This window comes from Peribacillus sp. (assembly GCF_059453735.1).
The window spans coordinates 1-2,368 of the sequence record NZ_JAZVJO010000204.1 but is presented as its reverse complement, the minus strand read 5'-3'; the positions used below and the strand labels follow the sequence as shown (position 1 = coordinate 2,368).

At 41.9% G+C, this 2,368-nt stretch carries 5 protein-coding genes; all 5 read right to left on the bottom strand.

What is annotated here, in order from left to right; genetic code table 11:
- Positions 1-59: 59 nt before the first annotated feature.
- The 5 genes from AC52RT_RS06475 to AC52RT_RS06455 all read right to left on the bottom strand — a co-directional run bounded on the left by AC52RT_RS06475 (position 60) and on the right by AC52RT_RS06455 (position 2,156).
- Positions 60-308 (bottom strand): hypothetical protein, encoded by a 249-nt coding sequence (locus AC52RT_RS06475; RefSeq protein ID WP_495539989.1) that lies wholly within the window; start codon positions 306-308, stop codon positions 60-62.
- Positions 309-484: 176 nt separating this feature from the next.
- A complete protein-coding gene (locus AC52RT_RS06470) occupies positions 485-844 on the bottom strand; it encodes a hypothetical protein (RefSeq protein WP_495539988.1) in 360 nt (119 codons plus the stop codon).
- 28 nt (positions 845-872) lie between these two features.
- Positions 873-1,193, bottom strand: coding sequence for a helix-turn-helix transcriptional regulator (locus AC52RT_RS06465; RefSeq protein ID WP_495539987.1), 321 nt, complete (start codon positions 1,191-1,193; stop codon positions 873-875).
- A 103-nt stretch (positions 1,194-1,296) separates the two neighbouring features.
- Positions 1,297-1,593, bottom strand: a complete 297-nt coding sequence (locus AC52RT_RS06460; RefSeq protein WP_495539986.1) for a hypothetical protein — start codon at positions 1,591-1,593, stop codon at positions 1,297-1,299.
- Between the two features lie 386 nt (positions 1,594-1,979).
- A complete protein-coding gene (locus AC52RT_RS06455) occupies positions 1,980-2,156 on the bottom strand; it encodes a hypothetical protein (RefSeq protein WP_495539985.1) in 177 nt (58 codons plus the stop codon).
- Positions 2,157-2,368: the final 212 nt, after the last annotated feature.

Here is a 2,368-nt window from a genome sequence, read left to right as displayed (position 1 = left end):
AGCAAGAACCGTCAGAACCAACGCCAGTAAGCCTAACAACATGATGAACGTAATCATTGTCATCCCTCCTTCATAATACGGTCTGCATTTTTCGCGAAGGAGTTGGCGATCTTAACAAGCTCCGCGCTCGGGAGTTTCAAGTTGACACTTGCGGATACGCTTGTTTCACCATTGATAGATTCCATTTCGAGCTTGTCGATCAGAATATCAATCTTGTAACCAAACTTTGTGAAGACGAGAGTCGATAGAAGTTTTGCCGCGATTTTCTTCAAAAAACTAGAACGAAGTTTAAGCATCATTTCGTCCATTTTATCCTCCTATTAAACTAAAAAGAATGAGTCTCCACAGAGACTCTCACTTTTTCAAACCAGTAATGATCAGCACGACGCCGAACGCGACCATAGCAACTCCAAGAATAACCACGTTACCGACCCCCTTTTAATTCATATAGGTTTCCATAACAGGAGTTGCATTTCTCGCGAATTCAAATATGACGTCTGTCAAAACAAGTTTCCCATCTACGTCTAGGTAGCGGCTTCATTTTTAATCCCCACATCAATTGGCGTATTGTGACCGTTGGATATAAACCGTCAGCGCATTCATCAGAACGTTCTTCGAAGAAATCTCTAAATTTCGGATGAGTATATAGAACGTCCGTCATCCATGGATCAATCTCAGTCCAATACGTGCTTTTTAAATCATCGTCAAACCGCTGCTGAATAACTGCCAATCCCTTATTTCCGATTTTATATAGCGTGCATTTGTCATATACGGGATGATCACACGTATATGTCTCGCCGTACATAGACAAATATATAGCTGGTTTTTCGTAATAGTATCTCATGTGAAACCTCAAAGGAGAAAAGCTCTTGTTAGAGCTTCTCCAGCAGTTTACCAATGATTTCAGCTTGTCGAACCATGTTGGTATGTAATTCAGTCAGTAATTGTTTTGCTTCGTTGTCGATTTTAGCCGTATTACGCTTTTTCTTTGCGGCTTTTCGTTCCTCCTTGGTTTGCATAAACTCGATTACGTCACGGTACTGTACCTCGTAACCAGTATTACCAGGGAAGCCCAGACTAGGAGCCTTGCGAACCGAGGGGAACGCGCCTTCTTTTATGTATTTGTAAACGGTCACCTTCGACACTTGAAGCAGAGAACAAATTTTAGGGACCGGAATGTACTGATCTAACATAGTCAAACCTCCTTAAATTTTGGTTTCCTATAAAGGAGTGTGAAATTTTCGCGACCAGGATAAAAAGAAGAGTCTTTGTTAAGACCCTCCTTTTGGATCGTAGTTACAGTTTCTTAGGACCGAATACATTCAGCCAAGTTTTCGTAATCGTTGAGAATGAGTCGTTCTTTTCGAAAGCCAAGATCTTACCCAAGGTGAATACGGACGTAGCGACATACGCAGCGATTTTAGCTCCCTCGATAGCAGTTCTACTAGTCTGGTCACCCAGCTCAGCGAGCTGCTTTTCGAGATCCTTAAGTCGATTCTGCGATGCCACGTATTCCTCTGATCCAACTTGACATTGATCGTAAAACTCTCGTTCACGTTCGATCATGGTCAACAATCTCTTTCTTTTGCCCATTTTTGAATTCCTCCTTTCGATTTACGGAATCTACGTTCCATAATAGAACGTGTTATCTACGCGAGACTACGAACATAACACGATCCTTGTTGTAAATTTCCTCCACGGGTTGGTCTAATTCGGCGATCATTGATTCGGGGTTATGGAATAGCAGTGTGCCGACTTTCTTAGGCACTGTAAGGAAATATGTTACCCCCGAACCAACAATCAAGCCGATTAGCAAATCCAGAAAATCAAACATACGTTTTCTCCTTTCAAAACATTTTTCCAAATTTCCTCCCCGGGATTTTTTCACTTTACAAAAATATCATTCTATTCTGTAACCCGTGTACGGAAATTCTAACCTAGGTTAAAAAGAAAGAGCCCGTGTTAGGGGCTCGATCTCTTTACTTACGGATTTTGGACTTGATGAATTCCTTTGTCTTATTGAACTTGTCCTTCGTATACTCTCGCACTTCCGGAATACTCCAAGCTACCAAACCCGCTGTAACAGCAGGCACAATAACTTCTTTGATCCAGAGACGAAGTTCACGTCGGGCCTCAATCTGCTTCCAAGTAGCCATTAGTCCACCTCCTTTCTATAATAGTAGTTGATAGTTTCGCGAGTTAAGAGAAGTCGATCCAGTCCAACGTTGGTTCGATGAACATTCGCACAATATAATAATCTTGCCCATCGTCTGTTTTCCATTTAGTGTTTGAGAAATCTACCCACGCCTGCCAAGCATCGTATTCGTTTTTACTTGGTAAGTCGGATCGTAGCCATGTCGTTCTGTGA